General features: G+C 70.6%; 15 protein-coding genes. 3 read left to right on the top strand and 12 right to left on the bottom strand.

Translation table 11 applies throughout. From position 1 onward, the window contains the following. Positions 1–6: 6 nt before the first annotated feature. The 5 genes from pafA to dop form a co-directional block, all read right to left on the bottom strand. A complete protein-coding gene (gene pafA / locus SPOPO_RS0121800; RefSeq protein ID WP_019877221.1) occupies positions 7–1,368 on the bottom strand; it encodes a Pup--protein ligase in 1,362 nt (453 codons plus the stop codon). Positions 1,369–1,434: 66 nt separating this feature from the next. After that, the gene (gene prcA, locus SPOPO_RS0121805) at positions 1,435–2,304 is read right to left on the bottom strand and encodes a proteasome subunit alpha (protein WP_019877222.1); all 870 of its coding nucleotides are present in this window, start codon (positions 2,302–2,304) and stop codon (positions 1,435–1,437) included. Between the two features lie 72 nt (positions 2,305–2,376). Next, complete coding sequence (gene prcB, locus SPOPO_RS0121810; protein WP_019877223.1) at positions 2,377–3,228, bottom strand: proteasome subunit beta; 852 nt, start codon at positions 3,226–3,228, stop codon at positions 2,377–2,379. A 99-nt stretch (positions 3,229–3,327) separates the two neighbouring features. Then, positions 3,328–3,540: a ubiquitin-like protein Pup gene (locus SPOPO_RS0121815; protein WP_019877224.1), complete on the bottom strand. Its 213-nt coding sequence runs from the start codon at positions 3,538–3,540 to the stop codon at positions 3,328–3,330. A gap of 123 nt (positions 3,541–3,663) precedes the next feature. After that, complete coding sequence (dop, locus tag SPOPO_RS0121820; RefSeq protein WP_028985011.1) at positions 3,664–5,175, bottom strand: depupylase/deamidase Dop; 1,512 nt, start codon at positions 5,173–5,175, stop codon at positions 3,664–3,666. 275 nt (positions 5,176–5,450) lie between these two features. On the opposite strand from dop, the gene SPOPO_RS0121825 reads away from it, so the two are divergent. After that, a complete protein-coding gene (locus SPOPO_RS0121825) occupies positions 5,451–5,930 on the top strand; it encodes a hypothetical protein (protein ID WP_156870119.1) in 480 nt (159 codons plus the stop codon). Between the two features lie 86 nt (positions 5,931–6,016). Here SPOPO_RS0121825 and SPOPO_RS0121830 read toward each other — a convergent pair whose 3' ends face one another. The 6 genes from SPOPO_RS0121830 to SPOPO_RS0121855 all read right to left on the bottom strand — a co-directional run bounded on the left by SPOPO_RS0121830 (position 6,017) and on the right by SPOPO_RS0121855 (position 11,410). Next, positions 6,017–6,472, bottom strand: a complete 456-nt coding sequence (locus SPOPO_RS0121830; protein WP_019877227.1) for an SRPBCC domain-containing protein — start codon at positions 6,470–6,472, stop codon at positions 6,017–6,019. Continuing rightward, positions 6,469–6,936 carry a VOC family protein gene (locus SPOPO_RS0121835; protein ID WP_019877228.1) on the bottom strand — a complete coding sequence of 156 codons (468 nt, stop codon included), beginning with the start codon at positions 6,934–6,936 and terminating at the stop codon, positions 6,469–6,471. The genes SPOPO_RS0121830 and SPOPO_RS0121835 overlap by 4 nt, the downstream gene beginning before the upstream one ends. Positions 6,937–7,008: 72 nt before the next feature. After that, positions 7,009–8,766 carry a proteasome ATPase gene (gene arc / locus SPOPO_RS0121840; protein ID WP_051098417.1) on the bottom strand — a complete coding sequence of 586 codons (1,758 nt, stop codon included), beginning with the start codon at positions 8,764–8,766 and terminating at the stop codon, positions 7,009–7,011. A 116-nt stretch (positions 8,767–8,882) separates the two neighbouring features. Further along, positions 8,883–9,791 carry a tRNA (adenine-N1)-methyltransferase gene (locus tag SPOPO_RS0121845; RefSeq protein WP_019877230.1) on the bottom strand — a complete coding sequence of 303 codons (909 nt, stop codon included), beginning with the start codon at positions 9,789–9,791 and terminating at the stop codon, positions 8,883–8,885. A gap of 18 nt (positions 9,792–9,809) precedes the next feature. Further along, the gene (locus SPOPO_RS31040; RefSeq protein WP_169577222.1) at positions 9,810–10,172 is read right to left on the bottom strand and encodes a response regulator transcription factor; all 363 of its coding nucleotides are present in this window, start codon (positions 10,170–10,172) and stop codon (positions 9,810–9,812) included. Between the two features lie 56 nt (positions 10,173–10,228). Next, on the bottom strand, positions 10,229–11,410 hold the full coding sequence (locus tag SPOPO_RS0121855) for a site-2 protease family protein (RefSeq protein WP_019877234.1): 1,182 nt from the start codon (positions 11,408–11,410) through the stop codon (positions 10,229–10,231). Between the two features lie 222 nt (positions 11,411–11,632). Between SPOPO_RS0121855 and SPOPO_RS0121860 the strand changes: the two genes are divergently transcribed. Then, positions 11,633–12,706 (top strand): ABC transporter ATP-binding protein, encoded by a 1,074-nt coding sequence (locus tag SPOPO_RS0121860; protein WP_245541737.1) that lies wholly within the window; start codon positions 11,633–11,635, stop codon positions 12,704–12,706. Positions 12,707–12,709: 3 nt separating this feature from the next. Continuing rightward, entirely contained in the window at positions 12,710–15,244 is a 2,535-nt protein-coding gene (locus tag SPOPO_RS0121865; protein WP_019877236.1) for an ABC transporter permease, read from the top strand. Positions 15,245–15,274: 30 nt separating this feature from the next. Here the strand turns inward: SPOPO_RS0121865 and SPOPO_RS0121870 are convergent, their stop codons facing one another. After that, a complete protein-coding gene (locus SPOPO_RS0121870; protein WP_019877237.1) occupies positions 15,275–17,032 on the bottom strand; it encodes a S8 family serine peptidase in 1,758 nt (585 codons plus the stop codon). Between the last annotated feature and the right edge of the window lie 166 nt (positions 17,033–17,198).

Here is a 17,198-nt window from a genome sequence, read left to right on the forward strand (position 1 = left end):
TGGGAGTCACATCGAGGCGATGAGCTTTTCCACCCGCTCGTCGGTGTGGCGGAACGGGTCCTTGCACAGCACGGTGCGCTGCGCCTGGTCGTTCAGCTTCAGGTGCACCCAGTCGACGGTGAAGTCGCGCCGGCGTTCCTGCGCCTTGCGGATGAACTCGCCACGCAGCCGCGCCCGGGTGGTCTGCGGCGGGACCGACTTCGCCTCGAAGATCGCCAGGTCGCGCGCGACGCGCTCGACGCTGCCCTTCTTCTCCAGCAGGTAGTACAGACCGCGGTGCCGGTTGATGTCGTGGTACGCCAGGTCCAGCTGGGCCACGCGAGGCGCGGACAGCGGCAGGTTGTTCTTGTTCCGGTAGGCCTCGATCAGCTTGTACTTGGTCACCCAGTCGATCTCGCGCTCGACGGCCGACAGGTCACCGGAGCCGACGGCGGACAGCGTCCGCTCCCACAGGTCGAGAACGCGCTTCACGACGCCGTCGTCCAGGGCGCGGCGGGCGGCGAAGTCCCGCGCCTTCGACAGGTACTCCTCCTGGATCTCCAGGGCGGAGGCCTCGCGGCCGTTGGCCAGGCGCACCTTGCGGCGGCCCGTCATGTCGTGGCTGATCTCGCGGATCGCCCGGATCGGGTTTTCCAGCGTCAGGTCCCGCATGACGACGCCGGCCTCGATCATCCGCAGCACCAGGTCGGTGGAGCCGACCTTGAGCAGCGTCGTCGTCTCGCTCATGTTCGAGTCGCCGACGATGACATGCAGGCGGCGGTACCGCTCGGCGTCCGCGTGCGGCTCGTCGCGGGTGTTGATGATCGGGCGTGAGCGCGTGGTGGCGCTGCTGACGCCCTCCCAGATGTGCTCGGCCCGCTGGCTGACGCAGTACACGGCGCCGCGCGGGGTCTGGAGGACCTTGCCCGCGCCGCAGATCAGCTGCCGGCTCACGAGGAACGGGATCAGGACGTCCGCGAGCCGGGAGAACTCCCCGTGGCGCGCGACGAGGTAGTTCTCGTGGCAGCCGTAGGAGTTCCCGGCGGAGTCGGTGTTGTTCTTGAACAGGTAGACGTCGCCCGCGATCCCCTCCTCGCGCAGACGCCGCTCGGCGTCGACGAGCAGGCCTTCGAGGATTCGCTCCCCCGCCTTGTCGTGCGTGACCAGGTCGACGACCGAGTCGCACTCCGGGGTCGCGTACTCCGGGTGGCTCCCGACGTCCAGGTACAGCCGGGCCCCGTTGCGGAGGAACACGTTCGAGCTGCGGCCCCACGAGACGACCCGGCGGAAGAGGTACCGCGCGACCTCGTCCGGGGAGAGACGTCGCTGCCCCCGGAAGGTGCACGTGACGCCGTACTCGTTCTCGAGACCGAAGATGCGCCGATCCATGACCTGAGAGTACGGGGCCGCGCGATCTTTGACCGGGCAGACTCACTCAGGCGTCGGAAACGTCCGTCAGAGCGCCGGACCGCCGTCGCCGTCCCCGGTGGACGTTTCGCCCGGCTTGGGCGGTTGCGGCCCGGTCGCGGGCCGCTCGCCGCCGTCGCCCGCCGCCGGAGCCCCGCCCCCGGCCGGACCCGTCGGAGCAGCCGCCGGAGCAGCCGCCGGAGCCGCCGCCGCGGCGTCGGTCCCGAGGACCGACTCCAGGCGCGCGCGGGTCAGGCGCTTGAACTTGCGCGTCGGACGGCCGCGGTCGAGCACGGCGACCTCGAGCTGGTTCGCCTCGATCCGGCGCGGGCCGTCGGAGCCGGGGTTGCCCTCGCCCAGGGCGCGGACCGCGAGCGCAATGGCGTCGTCGACGCCCAGCCCCTCGGCGTAGTTCTGCTCCAGGTAGGCCGCGATCGGCTCGGTCTGCCCACCCATGACCATCCAGCCGTGCTCGTCGGCGACGGAGCCGTCGTAGGTCAGCCGGTAGATCTGGTCGTCCGCGGCGCTGTCGCCGACCTCGGCCACCACGAGTTCGACCTCGAACGGCTTCTCGCCGGCCGAGGAGAAGATCGTGCCGAGCGTCTGCGCGTAGGCGTTCGCCAGGCCGCGGGCGGTCACGTCGCGGCGGTCGTAGGAGTACCCGCGCAGGTCCGCGATGCGGACACCCATGATCCGCAGGTTCTCGAACTCGTTGTACCGGCCGACCGCGGCGAACGCGATCTGGTCGTAGATCTCGCTGATCTTGTGCAGCGCCGGCGACCAGTTCTCGGCGACGAGCAGGATGCCGGCGTCGTACTGCAGGACCACGGCGGACCGCCCGCGGGCGATGCCCTTGCGGGCATAGTCCGCCTTGTCCTTCATGATCTGTTCGGGCGAGATGTAGAACGGCGTGGTCACCGCGGCAGGTCCTCTCGAAGTCGTGCGGGGGAAGGCCGGACAGGCAAGCTCCGGACTGGCGAGCGCGCGGAACTACGGGCCGGTGGGCGGGCTGGCGTTCGGCCCGTCCGGGTCGATCAGCCGCCCCTCGACCACGGCCCGGACGATCGGGCCCATCTCGTCGTCGGGCAGGCGCCGGGCGCCGTCCTCGGTGATCACGTACACGACCGGCCAGATCGACCGGGTCAGGTCGGGGCCGCCGGTCGCCGAGTCGTCGTCGGCGGCGTCGTAGAGGGCCTGCACGAGGACGGTGACGACCTGGTCGGGGGTCATGCCCGCACGGTGCAGCTTCTTCAACGCACCGCGGGCGAACAACGACCCCGAGCCGACCGAGTGGTAGTTGGTCTCCTCGTACCGGCCGCCGGTGACGTCGTAGCTGAAGATCCGACCCTCGCCGACCTCGTGGTCGTAGCCGCAGAACATCGGGACGACCGCGAGGCCCTGCATCGCCAGACCCAGGTTCTGCCGGATCATCTGCGAGAGCCGGTTCGCCTTGCCGTCGAGGCTGAGGGTCGTGCCCTCGATCTTCTCGTAGTGCTCGAGCTCGACCTGGAACAGCCGCGTCATCTCGAGCCCGATGCCGGCGGTGCCGGCGATGCTCACGCAGCTGTACTCGTCGGCCGGGAAGACCTTCTCGATGTCGCGCTGGGCGATGATGTTGCCCATCGTCGCGCGCCGGTCACCGGCCATGACGACGCCGCCGGGGAACGTCGCCGCGACGATCGTCGTGCCGTGCGGGGCGTCGACCGTGGCACCGGCCGGGATCGCCCGGCGGTGCGGGAGCAGGTCCGGCGCGTACCCGGCGAGGAAGTCGGTGAACGAGGAGCTGCCGACGGCGCGGAACGCGGCGGGCAGGGGGCTGTTGCCGTTCGGGATCGAAGTCACGTCCCCAAACCTATCCAGCGGTGCGCGCTTAAACGGCGACGCACCGTCCGCGTCGAGCGAACGGTGCGTCGGAATACGTCGGACGGAGTCCGATGGGTCCTACTGGCCGCCCTTTTGCACGAAGGACCGAACGAATTCCTCGGCGTTCTCCTCGAGGACCTCGTCGATCTCGTCGAGCATCGACTCCACGTCGTCGGTGAGCTTCTCGTGGCGCTCCTGCAGGTCCGAGGTCTCGGTGGTCTCGGTGACCTCTTCGGTCTGCTCGGACTTGCGGGCCTGCGCCTGCCCGCCGCCGGTGTCCTTGGTCGCCATGGCGCTCTCCCTTGCTCACATTCCGGCTCGGGGCCGGTGGTTCCGACGATACGCGAGCACGGGCCGACACAGCGGTCAAACCCGCCGAGTCTCCGAATTGCTGCAGGTCAGAGCGTTGCCGGGTCAGCCGCCGGCGAGGGTCCGAACCAGATCCTCGGCCGTGGGGCAACGGTCGAGCAGGGCGCCGACGTGGGCCTTGGTGCCCCGCAGCGGCTCCAGGGTCGGGACGCGCTGGAGGGAGTCGCGGCCGGGCAGGTCGAAGATGACCGAGTCCCAGGACGCCGCGGCGATGGAGTCCGCGTACTGGTCGAGGCAGCGGCCGCGGAAGTAGGCCCGGGTGTCCTCGGGCGGGTTGGTCATCGCCCAGGAGACCTTCGCGTCGGAGACGATCCGCTCGAAGCGACCCTTCGAGGCGAGCTTGTTGTACAGGCCCTTGTCCGGGCGGACGTCGGAGTACTGCAGGTCGACCAGGTGCAGGCGCGGGGCGCTCCAGTCGAGACCGTCGCGCTCGCGGTAGCCGTCGAACAGCTCGAGCTTGGCGACCCAGTCCAGTTCGCGCGCGAGGCTGTTCCGGTCGGTCGTGAGCCGGGTGAGGACGGACTCCCAGCGGTTGAGGACGTCGACGGTCACGTCGTCGGCGTCGGCGCCGTAGCGGTCCTCGACGTACTTGCGGGCCTGCTCGCAGTACTCCATCTGCAGCTGGACGGCGGTGAGCTTGCGGCCGTTCTGCAGGGTGATCAGGTGGGTGAGCGTCGGGTCGTGCGAGACCTGGTGCAGCGCCTGCACCGGGCCGTCGACGGCGAGGTCACCGGTGAGGAAGGAGTCCTCGATCATCGACAGCACGAGCGCGGTGGTGCCGAGCTTGAGGTAGGTCGAGACCTCGGAGAGGTTCGCGTCGCCGATGATCACGTGCAGCCGCCGGTACTTCTCGGCGTCGGCGTGCGGCTCGTCGCGGGTGTTGATGATCGGGCGCTTGAGCGTGGTCTCCAGCCCGACCTCGACCTCGAAGAAGTCGGCGCGCTGGGAGATCTGGAAGCCCTGGCCACGGCCGTCCTGCCCGATGCCGACGCGACCGGAGCCGGCGACGACCTGGCGGGACACGAAGAACGGCGTCAGGTGCCGGACGATGTCCGCGAACGGCGTCGCCCGCTGCATCAGGTAGTTCTCGTGCGTGCCGTAGGACGCGCCCTTGTTGTCGGTGTTGTTCTTGTACAGGTTGATCGGCGGCGTTCCCGGCGTCCGGCCGGCCTGCTCCCCCGCGGCGGCCATGATGAGCTCGCCGGCCTTGTCCCAGGCCACCAGGTCACGCGGGTTCGTGCACTCCGGGCTGGAGTACTCCGGGTGCGCGTGGTCGACGTAGAGCCGGGCGCCGTTGGTCAGGATGACGTTGGCGAGGCCGACGTCCTCGTCGGTGAGCTGGGAGGCGTCCGCGAGGTCGCGCGCGAGGTCGAAGCCCCGGGCGTCCCGCAGCGGGTTCTCCTCCTCGAAGTCCCACCGCGCCCGGCGGGCCCGGGAGGTCACCGCGGCGTAGGCGTTCACCACCTGCGACGAGGTGAGCATCGCGTTCGCGGTCGGGTGCCCAGGCACCGAGACCCCGTACTCGGTCTCCAGGCCCATGACCCGCCACACGCTCATGGCGCCAGCGTAGATGCCGCGAACGTTCGGTGGGCGCGGAGGCACGCGATCGAGTTCTCCACAGCTCCGGTTGTCCACCGGAATCCGCTCGCCGGAAGCGGGCCGCCGCGGAATCGACGAGCCTGCCGCCGTGCAGGTGGAGGACGCGTTGCGCCGGTGCGGTCTCGCCGCCCGGTGGTCGCAGTTGCGGGCACTGGGCGTGACCCGCCACGCCCTGCGGATCGCGGTGGAGCAGGGGCAGGTGCTGTCGCCGTACGACGACCGTGCGCCGGACGGTGCGCGACTGCGCCCGGACGTTCCCGGTCCTGCACGGCGTGGTCCTGCTCGACGAAGTGATCCGGGCCGAGCTGCTCGGCATGCCGGACCTCCAGGCGATGGCGGACAGCGCCACCGGCCCCGGTAGCACCGCCCTCCGCCGCGCGGTGGGCTACGTCGACGCACTGTCCGGCTCACGGCTGGAGACGACGATGCGCCTGATGCTCGAGCTGCTCTCCGTCAGCTACGAGACCCAGGTCTGGATCGAGGGCGTCGGTCCGGTGGACTTCCTCGTCAACGGATGGCTGGTGCTGGAGCCCGACGGCTTCGCCTTCCACTCCAATCGCGAGCACTACCGCCGCGACCGCCGCCGCGGGAACACCCTGGCGGTGTGCCGCTTCGTGCAGCTCCGCTTCACCTACGAGGACCTGACCTTCCACCGGGCGGCCAGCCTCCGCCAGATCGCGCGGGTCGTCGAGATGGGGCCCCCTCGACACTGAAGCTGCACTTCGTTACGCCGGAGGCGAATGGGGCGCCTCGAACGCCTCTGCCGTAACGAAGTGCAGCCTGAGTGTCGATCCGGGGTTCACCCTTCGAGGAGCGCCGCGAGCTTGCCCAGGGAGATCCGCCAGCCGAGTTCGTTCTCGGCGGGGGCGACGCCGGGCGGGAGGTTCTCGTGGACGCCTTCGACCTCGGTGCCGCCGTCCCGCTCGTGGAGGAGGTAGCGGATCGTCATCGGGCCGGCCATCGCCGGGTCCTCGGTCTCGAACTCGACGACCTGCACGACCGCCTGGCCCGGGACCAGCTCGGCGAAGTGGCCGGCGAAGGAGTCGGTGGCGCCCGCCGTCTTGCCGAGGATCGCGGGGTTGTCGTGGGTCAGCGAGATCTCGAACTCCCCGCCCTCGCGGGCGTCGAAGCGGTGGACCTCGCTGGTCATGCCGTCCGGGACCATCCAGTGCTGGACGGCCTCGGGGTCGAGGATCGCGGCGTAGACCGCCGCCGGCGGGGCGGCGACGAACCGGGTGACGCGGGTGGTGGTCATGCCGCCTCGGGGTGGAAGCGCCGGGCCGGGGTGCCGGGCGGGTGGAAGCCGGCCGAGTCCCAGTCCGGGTTCTCGACGCACACCTCGCACTCCAGGCCGTCCGGCCCGATGAAGAAGCAGGACAGCACGGGCCCGAAGTCGGTGACGAACCCGTCGGTCGCGCCCCGGGCGATCAGGCGCTCGCGGACCGTCGTGAAGTTCTCCAGCGACGGCGCCCGCAGCCCGAAGTGGTCGAGCCGGCCCCGGCCGCCCATCGGCGTCTGCCGCGCGGCCTCGTCGTTGCCGTCGATCTGGAACACGTTGAACTCCGCGTCGGGCCCGACCTTCAGCAGCGTCAGGCGCATGCCCGGGGGCATCTCGGGGCGGCCCAGCACCCGGGCCTCGAAGACGTCCTCGAAGAACTCCACGAACGCGTCCGTGTCCGCGGTCAGCACCGCGACGTGGTCGAACCCGCTGGTCAGCATGGGGTGAGCCAACCAAAGCGAAGCGCCCCCGTCCACTCGGGACGGGGGCGCTGCGGACGTGCGGCTGGGGCTCTAGAGGTACTGCCCGGTGTTCGCGACGGTGTCGATCGCGCGGCCGGCCTCGGCACCCTGCTTGCCCGAGATGAGCGTACGGATGTAGACGATCCGCTCGCCCTTCTTGCCCGAGATACGAGCCCAGTCGTCCGGGTTCGTGGTGTTGGGCAGGTCCTCGTTCTCCTTGAACTCGTCGACGCACGCGGCCATCAGGTGGCTGATGCGGATGCCCCGCTGGCCGTGGTCCAGCCAGTCCTTGATGGCCATCTTCTTCGCGCGGTTGACGATGTTCTCGATCATGGCGCCGGAGTTGAAGTCCTTGAAGTACAGGACTTCCTTGTCACCGTTGGCGTACGTGACCTCGAGGAAGCGGTTCTCCTCGTTGTCGGCGTACATGCGCTCGACGGTCCGCTGGATCATCGAGGTGACGGTCGCCGCGCGGTTGCCACCGTGCTCGGCGAGGTCCTCCTCGTGCAGCGGCAGTTCCTCGACGATGTACTTGCCGAAGATGTCCTTGGCGGCCTCGGCGTCAGGGCGCTCGATCTTGATCTTCACGTCGAGCCGGCCCGGGCGCAGGATCGCGGGGTCGATCATGTCCTCACGGTTCGAGGCACCGATGACGACCACGTTCTCCAGGCCCTCGACACCGTCGATCTCCGAGAGCAGCTGCGGCACGATCGTGTTCTCGACGTCCGAGGAGACGCCGGAGCCACGGGTGCGGAACAGCGAGTCCATCTCGTCGAAGAACACGATGACCGGCGTGCCCTCGGACGCCTTCTCCCGCGCCCGCTGGAACACGAGGCGGATGTGGCGCTCGGTCTCACCGACGTACTTGTTGAGCAGCTCCGGGCCCTTGATGTTGAGGAAGAAGGACTTCCCCTCCGGGCGGCCGGTGTGCTCGGCGACCTTCTTGGCGAGGCTGTTCGCGACCGCCTTGGCGATCAGCGTCTTGCCGCATCCGGGCGGGCCGTAGAGCAGCACACCCTTCGGCGGCCGGAGCTTGTGCTCGATGAACAGGTCGCGGTGCAGGTACGGCAGCTCGACCGCGTCACGGATCTGCTCGATCTGGCCGGCGAGGCCACCGATCGAGGTGTAGTCGATGTCCGGCACCTCTTCGAGGACGAGCTCCTCGACCTCGGCCTTCGGAACCCGCTCGTAGACGAACCCGGAGCGCGACTCGAGCAGCAGCGAGTCGCCGACACGGATCGGCTCGCCCTTGAGCGAGTCGGCGAGGAAGACCACGCGCTCCTCGTCGGTGTGCCCGATCACGAGGGCGCGCTCGCCGTCCTCCATGATCTCCTTGAGCATCACGACGTCGCCGGTGCGCTCCCACTCCATGACGCGCACGACGTTCAGCGCCTCGTTGAGCATGACCTCGCGGCCCGGCTGCAGGCTGTCGACGTCGATCTCCGGGCTGATCGCCACGCGGAGCTTGCGACCGCCGGTGAAGACGTCCACGGTCCCGTCCTCGCCGGCACCCAGGTAGACGCCGTAACCGGACGGCGGTTGGGCGAGCCGGTCGACCTCCTCCTTCAGCGCGACGATCTGCTCGCGCGCCTCGCGGAGGGTCGCGACCAGGCGCTCGTTCTGCGCACTGGTCCCGGAGAGCTGGGTCTGGAGCTCGACGATCCGGTCCTCGAGCTGGCGGGAGTGCCGCGGCGCCTCGGTCAGGCGCCGGCGGAGCACCGCCACCTCCTGTTCCAGGAATGCAACCTGGCTGAGCAGGTCGGCGTCACCGCGCGCGCTGCGATCGTCCGATTCGGTCACGATCCTCACCTCCCGAGGTGGCTGGAAGTTGACATTACAACCCGTAGTTGCGCCGGGTGCGACGAAGCGCCGTCACTGACCAAACGTCCAGCCACGGCTCCCCCGTTCGGCCTATCGGCAGGCGGTCACGGAAGTGGAGGTCGGAAGGGCCCTTCGCGCTCCACTGATACCTCTCCCTCGTCCCCATATGCACCCTTTGCCGGGCGCCGACGGCGTGTCGGAGCCGGCACTCCGGGTGCCATCCGGCGTGTCGTGACGAGGAAACCGGTGTGGCCGATCATCCGGTGGTCGGGCCGGACGGCCAGGCCCTCCACGTGCCAGGTGCGCACGAGCGTCTCCCAGGCGGCCGGTTCGGTGAAGGCCTTCGTCGCGCGCAGGTCCTCGACCAGACGCGACAGCTGCGTCGTCGTCGCGACGTAGCAGCAGAACACCCCGCCGGGGACGAGCCGCTCCGCGACGACGTCGATGCACTCCCAGGGGGCGAGCATGTCGAGCACGACGCGGTCGACCTCGGCGTCGGCCGGGTTCTCCGGCACGGCCTGGACCAGGTCCCCCACCGTGAGCTCCCAGGCCGGGTGCGGGCCGCCGAAGAACCGCTCGACGTTCTTGCGGGCGATCTTCGCGAAGTCCTCGCGGCGCTCGTAGGACGAGACCCGCCCCTCGGTGCCGACCGCGCGCAGCAGCGAGCAGCTCAGGGCCCCGGAGCCGGCGCCCGCCTCGAGCACCCGGGCGCCCGGGAAGATGTCGGCCATCCCCACGATCTGGGCGGCGTCCTTCGGGTACACGACGGTCGCGCCCCGGGGCATGGAGAGCACGAAGTCGCTGAGCAGGGGGCGCAGGGCCAGGTAGTCCTGCCCGCCGTTCGTCCGCACCACGGTGCCCTCGGGCGCGCCGATCAGCTCGTCGTGGGCGAAGTTCCCCTTGTGCGAGTGGTAGGTCTTCCCCGCCTGGAGGGTGAAGGTGCTGTGCCGGCCCTTCGGGTCGGTCAGCTGGACGAGGTCACCCTCCTCGAAGGGCCCCCGGTGCGCGTTCATTGGGCGGAACCCTAGGGGTCAGCCCGGCAGCACCGAGAGCAGGGCCTGGGAGAAGTCGGTCCGCAGCCCCTTCTCCACGTAGGCGGCCGCGCCGGCGGCGAGGACGCGCTCCTCCACCTCGTGCGCCGCGAAGCCTGAGATCACGACCACCTTGGCGCCCGGCGCGGCGGCGCGGACCTCGCTGATCGTGGTGAACCCGTCCGAGCCGGGCATCGAGAGGTCGAGCACGACGAGGTCGGGGGTGAGCTCGGCCGCGAGCTTCACCGCGGACTCCGCGTCGCCGGCCTCCCCGACGACGGACAGCGCGCCCCGCGCGTGCAGCTGCTCGCGCAGCAGCCGACGGACGAGTGCGTTGTCGTCGACGAGCAGCACCCTCGGCACACCCGAACGATCGGTTCCGGAACCGGGAATCTTTACCTCCTGGTCGCCTGGCCGGTTCACGCCTCGACCGCGCGGCGGACGTCGGCGGTGGCGAGGACGCCGACGACCGATCCGTCCGCCTCGACGACCAGGTACTCGGTCGCCGGGGTCGCGTCGAGATAGCGGATCAGGGCTTCCCCGGTGAGGTCGGCCGACACCCGCAGCCCGGGCTCCAGGCGCCGGGCCAGAGTCTCGACGGCCACCCAGGGCCGACGCTGCTCGGGGGTCGCGACGACCGCCGCCTCGTTCACCAGGCCGACCGGTTCCCCCGTCGCGTCCACGACGACCAGCCCGGTCGCGCCGAACGCGCCGGCCCGGCGCAGGGCCTCGGCCAGCGGCAGGCCCGTCTCGACCGGAAGGGCCCGGCGCGCCATGGTGCGGGCGCCGAGGCTGGGCAGCTTCTCCCGGATCTGGGCGCTGCGCAGCGACGCCGTGGCCCCGAACCAGATGAACCCGCCGAGCAGACCGCCCCAGACCACGGAGATGACGTCGGGGTCGCGGCCGGCGGCGACGTCGAGGCCGATCGGGATGAAGAAGACGACGACGGCCAGGACGCGGCCGATGTGCCCGGCCGAGATCGTGGCCCGGTTCGCGTGTCCGGAGGCTCCCCACAGCGCCGAGCGGAGCATGATCCCGCCGTCGAGCGGGAGCCCCGGGAGCAGGTTGAACAGGCCGACGGCGATGTTGGCGTACATCAGCGCGTCGAGCAGTTCGAGGACGATCCGCATCCGGACCGAGTCGTCGGGGTTGCCGGCCGCGGTGGCCCCGTCGAGCCCGCCCGGGTCGCCGCCGAGCAGCTGAATCGCGCCCCACGCCGCGACGCCGAGGACGAGCGAGAGCGCCGGACCGGCCCCGGCGATGGCGAACTCCCGCTTCGGAGAGTTCGACTCCCGGCTCATCTCGGTCACCCCGCCGAGGAGCTGAAGGGTGATCCGGGTGACCGGGATCCCGAACCGCATCGCGGTGAATGCGTGCCCGAGCTCGTGGATCAGGACCGAGACGTAGAGCAGCACCGCGTAGGTGAAGGAGACTCCGTACTTGCCGCCCTCGATCTCGGGGATGTGGTAGCCCACCGTCGGGGCGAACATCAGCGTGATCAGGAGCGCGATGATCACCCAGGACGGCGCCACGTAGACCGGCACCCCGCGGATGCGGCCGACCAGCCAGCCGGACGGGCGTTCCGGCACCTGCTCGGTCACGGGCCTCCCGGTCGTCTCACGGATCGTCGGTGTGTTGCGGATCGCCGTACCCGAACGACCTCCTGACCCGATGTTATGCGGAGTGTTACTTGAGTTGCCTAAGGTGAAGTGGATCAAGACTTCGACCAGGGGACGGACAGATTCATGACCGCGGGGCCCGCCAGCTTCCCGACGCCTGACCAGCCTCCCGGTCCGCCTGTGGTGCCCCCGGCGCCGCCCGGCGTGGCCGCCTACTGTGTCGGCCTGACCAAGAGGTACGGAACCGGCGACACCGCCGTCACGGCCCTGGACAACGTCGACGTGCAGTTCGCCTCGGGCCAGTTCACGGCGATCATGGGCCCCTCGGGCTCGGGCAAGTCGACGCTGATGCACTGCATGGCCGGGCTCGACGCGGCCACCTCCGGCGCGGTGTTCATCGGCGACATCCAGCTCAACGCCCTCGACGACCGGCGCCTGACCCGCCTGCGCCGCGACCGGATCGGCTTCATCTTCCAGGCCTACAACCTGGTGCCGACGCTGACGGCCCTGGAGAACATCACTCTGCCGTCGGACATCGCCGGGCACCCGATCGACCAGCAGTGGCTCTCGGCGGTCGTCGACACCCTCGGCCTGCGCGACCGGCTCAAGCACCGCCCGACCGAGCTCTCCGGCGGTCAGCAGCAGCGCGTCGCCTGCGCCCGGGCCCTCGCCGGCCGGCCGGCGATCATCTTCGCCGACGAGCCCACCGGCAACCTGGACTCCCGGACCGGCGCCGAGGTCCTCTCGTTCCTGCGCGAGTCGGTCCGCCGGACGGGCCAGACCATCGCGATGGTCACCCACGACCCCAGCGCCGCCGCCTACGCCGACCGGGTCCTGTTCCTCGCCGACGGCCGCATCGTCGACGAGATGCTCGACCCGAACGCCGAGGCGGTCCTGGAGCGGATGAAGGCCTTCGAGGCCGACATCCCCCACCCCGAGGTCGTCTGGGCCGACCCGCCCCCGATGCCCGAGCCCGTCCCGATCGGCGTCGACCCGACCGTCGCACCCCCGCCGCCCCCGGCGACGGCTCCGGTTCTCCCGCCGCCCCCGGTGGCGCCGCCCGGAACCCCGATCGCCCCTGCGGCCGGTCCGATGAACCCGCCGGCCCCGGTGCCGCCGCCCCCGGCTCCCGCGTCCTCGAACGGTCCGGTCGGGGCCGCGAGCCCGGCGGCCCGGACGGCCGACGGCACGCCCGACCCGATCGACATGGCGAACTGGACCGACGCGGACTGGGACACTTGGCTCGCTCGCAAGCAGGCCGAAGCCGGCGGGGCCTGACCCATGTGGAAGGCCTCGCTGCGCAACGTCCTTGCGCACCGACTGCGGTTGCTGCTGTCCGGCCTCGCGGTCGTGCTCGGCGTCGCGTTCGTCGCCGGGTCGCTGATCTTCACCAGCACGATCTCGGCGGCGTTCGACAAGCTCTTCGACGAGATCTCGGCGGACGTCACCGTCAGCCGCGCGACCGCGTTCGACTCGAACGTCCCCGGCCAGCAGAACGGCGCGACGACCGTCCCGCGGAACCTGGTCGACACGATCGCCGCCGTCCCCGGCGTGGAGAAGGCCGAGGGCGAGATCACCGTCGAGGGGGTGCGGGTCGTCGGGTCCGACGGCAAGCTCGTCGGCGTCGGCGGTGCGCCCGGGCTCGCGATCAACTACCCGGAGGAAGGCTCCGACGAGACCGTCACGCTGCTGCGCGGTCGGGTGCCGAGCAACGGCGACGAGGTGGTCCTCGACTCGGTCTCCGCCGACAAGGGCGGCCTCGAGATCGACGACCGGGTCCGGCTGCTGACGCCGGGTCCGGAGATCGAGGCGACGATCGTCGGCATCTTCAAGTTCGGTGACACCGGCAACCTCGGCGGCGCCACGCTCACCGGCTTCACCGAGCAACGCGCGCACGAGATCCTCGGCTCGGACGACTACACCGAGATCGCCGTCGACGCGGCGTCGGGCCAGAACCTCGACGCCCTGCGCGACGAGATCCAGAAGGTGATCCCGAGCGAGTACATCGCGCGGACGAAGTCGGAGCAGGCGGACGAGAACGCGTCCGACGTGAAGGAGGCCCTGAGCTTCCTCAACATCTTCCTGCTGATCTTCGCGTTCATCGCGGTGTTCGTCGGCTCGTTCATCATCCTCAACACGTTCACGATGCTCGTCGCGCAACGAACGCGGGAACTCGCGCTGCTGCGGGCGCTCGGCGCGAGCCGACGGCAGGTCACGCAGTCGGTGATGACGGAGGCCGCGGTCGTCGGCGTCGTCGGCTCGACGCTCGGGCTGCTCTCCGGCCTCGGCATCGCGAGCCTGCTGCGCTGGCTGTTCGAGAAGATCGGCATCGAGCTCGGCAGCCAGGGCCTGGTCATTCAGGCCTCGACGGTCCTGACCGCCTACGTCGTCGGCATCGCGGTGACGATGATTGCCGCGTACTTCCCCGCCCGGCGCGCGGCGAAGGTCCCGCCGGTGGCAGCGATGAGCGACCACGTCGCGATGCCCGAGCGCTCGCTGCGGGTGCGCGCGCTGATCGGCGTGATCCTGTTCTCAATCGGCGTCCTGGTCCTGGGTCTCGGCCTTGCCGGCGTCGGCGACCAGCCGGCCGCGCTCGTCGGCGTCGGTGCGTTTGGCGTCCTCGTCGGCGTCACGGTGATCAGCCCGATCCTGTCGATGCCGTTCGTGCGGGCGCTCGGCGCTCCGTACCCGCGCCTGTGGGGCACGATCGGCCGGATGTCGGTCGCGAACGCGCTCCGCAACCCGCGCCGCACCGCGGCCACCGCGTCCGCGCTGATGATCGGCCTCGCCCTGATCGGCACCTTCGGTGTCATGGCGGCCTCGATCAACGCCTCGGTCGGCAAGGTCGTCGACCAGAGCCTCCGCGCGCAGTTCATCCTGCTCGACGAGAGCTACACGCCGTTCAGCCCGCAGATCGCCGAGCGCGCCCGCGAGACCGACGGCGTGAAGTCGGTGACGCAGATGCGCATGACGGCGGTGGAGATTCAGGACAAGACGAAGAGCATCGCCGCGATCAACGCCGACTCGATCGGCGACGCCTTCGCCCTCGACTTCTCCGACGGGGACACGGGCGGCCTGGCCGACCGTGGCGTCCTGATCGACGACAACGTGGCCGAGGACAACGGCTGGAAGGTCGGCGACACCATCGGTGTCACGTGGCTCAACGGCACGCAGATGGACCTGCGCGTCGGCGGGATCTACGAGCGCAACGACATGCTCGGCGGGTACCTGGTGTCGCTCGACACCGCCGCCGAGGGCGGAACGCGCCCGGTCGACTTCTTCGCGTTCATCAACACCGACGACGGCGCCGATCTCCAGGCGGTCCGGGAACGCCTCGACGAGGGTCTGGGAAACAACCCGGCGGTCGAGCTCAAGGACCAGGAGGAGTACACCGACTCCGTCCGCGCCCAGGTGAACCAGCTGCTCGGGCTGATCTACGGCATGCTCGCGCTGGCGGTCATCATCGCGGTGCTCGGCATCATCAACACGCTCGCGCTGTCGGTCACCGAACGGACGCGGGAGATCGGCCTGCTGCGGGCCATCGGCATGAGCCGGCGTCAGCTGCGGCGGATGATCCGACTCGAGTCGGTGGTGATGGCGATCTTCGGCGCCATCCTCGGCCTGATCGTCGGAATCGGCTTCGGCATCTCGCTGCAGCAGACCCTCGCGGACGAGGGGATCAGCGAGCTACGGGTCCCGGGCGTCCAGCTGATCGTGTTCCTGGTCGTCGCCGGCCTGGTCGGCGTCCTCGCCGCGGTCTGGCCGGCCCGGCGCGCCGCGAAGCTCGACATCCTCAAGGCGATCGCGACGCACTGATCCCGGTGCGCCGGGTGCGCTGACGGAGCGTCAGTGCGCCCGGTCGCGCCCGGTGATGTACTCCGCGATCAGCGGGGCCCCGGCGGTGACGGCGGCGTGGGCGTCGACCGAGCCGTGGCCGTAGAACGTGTTGAACGAGGCGTCCCCGGCGCAGGCGGCCTGATAGGTCGCGAAGGCGACGAGCGGGTCGGGGCACGCCTTGCCCTTCGCGGTTCCCTCGAGAACGGCGCGGACCGCGGCGGGCGCGAGTCCGAAGTTGGCGCCGGAGCCGCGGCCGTAGGCGCTCACGATCAGCGCGGCGACGCCGCTGGCGTGCGGCGCGGCCATCGAGGTGCCCTGCAGGTAGTGGTAGAACCCGCAGACGTCCTTGCCCCGGCTGCGCTTGCAGGCCTCGTGAATGCCGGTCTCCTCGCCCTGGGCGGTCAGGCGACCGGTCGAGTCGACGATGCCGAGCTTGACCGCGAGGGAGCGCGGCAGCGCGGAGAGGATGCCGTTCTCCTCCTGGCTCCCCTGCGCGGTGCCGGCGTAGTCGTCGAACCACCCGCCCGGGGCGACGACCGACAGCGACGGCCCGAAGTTCGAGAAGCCGGACTTGTTGCCCGACGGCCCGTAGGCGCCGACGCGGATCGCGTGCTCGTCCCCGGCCGGCATCGAGCGGCAGGTGCCGTCGACCAGCCGCGGGTGCGCGTTGCCCTCGGGGAAGTTCGGGCTGGACGCGTCGATCCGTGGTGCGGTCGGGTCCTGGTTCGCATTGCCGAGCGCGACGACCTGCGTCACGCCCTTGCCGTCGGCGTACGCCATCGCGCGCGCCATGCCCTCGAGGATCAACTGCTGCTCGCGCTGCTGGGCCGGGGTGTCCGCGAGGTTGCCGGCGCACAGAGCGGCCCACGGGTCCGTGTAGAAGGACATGTTGAGCACGTCGATGCCGATGTCGGCGGAGTAGGTGATCGCGTTGACGACCTCCTGCAGGAAGAAGTAGCCCGAGTCCTGCGCCCCGCGGACGTTCACGATCGTCACGTTCGGCGCGACGCCCGAGAGGCCGAAGCCGTCGAGGGCAGCGGCGATCGAACCGGCGACGTGGGTCCCGTGGCCGTTGTCGTCGGCGTCCACCGGGTCCTGGCAGCTCGGCACCTCGCACGGGCCGTCGACCTCGACGCCGCGCGCGTCCTTCGGGATGTCGGTGGCGAAGTTGCGTGAGAGCTTCCGGTCGAAGTTCGGCGCGATGTCGGGGTGGGTGCCGTCGACCCCGGTGTCGAGGATGCCGACGAGAACACGGCGGTCGCCGCGCTCGGTCTGGTGCGCCTCAGCGGCGTTGATCGCCGTCAACCCCCAGAGGTGGGTGTCGAGGGGGTCGCTCCCGGTCGGACCCGACGGCCGCGCCCGGACCTGATCCGGACGGGCCACCGCCCCCGGATGCAGCGCCTGGGGGTTGATCTGCGGGAGCGCCGGCAGCAGCTCAGGCACGCGGCCGATGACACGCACCGGCGTCACGAGCTGGATGACGGCCGCGCGCGCGAGGCGGTCGGTGAACCCGTCGGAGCCCGCGACCGCGGTCACCAGGCCGACCACCGCGTTGGAGTTCTTCACCGTGCCACCGGCGGCCTCGACCGCCGCGACGATGGCGTCGAGCGGGGCCCCGGCGACGCCGAGGACCGAGAAGTCGCGCCCGGCCTCGGGGGCCGTCTGCGCCGCGCTCGCGGTGCCCGCGGGTCCCAGCGACCCGACCGCCGCCCCGCACAGCGAGACGGACAGAGTCAGACCGGCCGCCAGGCGGGCAAAAGGGCGCATTCCGGAATCGTCCGTTGACCGTCCGCTTCCGTCAACCACGGCACGCATCAGGCGCGATTTGAAGCGGCGCCTTCGCGGCCGCCCCGTTGCACGATTGATCGCCATCGGTGCCTCCCGACTTGGGGAGCTGTCGGCCGAGGGACGGCTCCGTCCCGCACACCGTGCA

This window comes from Sporichthya polymorpha DSM 43042 (assembly GCF_000384115.1).
Taxonomy (GTDB): Bacteria; Actinomycetota; Actinomycetes; order Sporichthyales; family Sporichthyaceae; genus Sporichthya; species Sporichthya polymorpha.